Annotated in this window: 1 pseudogene; it reads right to left on the bottom strand. The window is 61.3% G+C overall.

Going from position 1 to position 380, the window contains the following annotated elements:
- A pseudogene (locus tag I5W_RS14070) lies at window positions 1–380 on the bottom strand (MFS transporter); the annotation flags it as partial.

Below are 380 nucleotides of genomic sequence, written 5' to 3'. Positions count from 1 at the left end.
CCAGAAGTCGGCTTCGACGATATCGGTATGGCCTTGCAGGTGGTTCGACAATTGCAGCACGATGCCGGCCACCGTCACGCCCAGGCCCAGCGAGAGTTGCTGGATCACGCTGGCCAGGCTGGTGACACGGCCGGCGTCGCGGTTGTCGATGTCGGCATAGGCAATCGAATTGAGGCAAGTGAATTGCAAGGCCGGAAACACGCCGCCCATCAAGACGATGGCGAAGATCAGCAGGTAAGGCGTATGCAGACTGAAGATGCCATAGGCCGCCAGCGCGATGCCGGCAAACACGGCATTGACCATCAACACGGTACGGAAACCATAGCGCCGCAGCACGCGGCTGGCCAGCAAGCGGATGAAGAGCGAGCCGAAGGCCGAGG

Source organism: Herbaspirillum sp. B65 (assembly GCF_000333555.1).
GTDB lineage: Bacteria > Pseudomonadota > Gammaproteobacteria > Burkholderiales > Burkholderiaceae_D > Herbaspirillum > Herbaspirillum rubrisubalbicans.
This window is presented reverse-complemented; position numbering and strand designations above follow the sequence as displayed.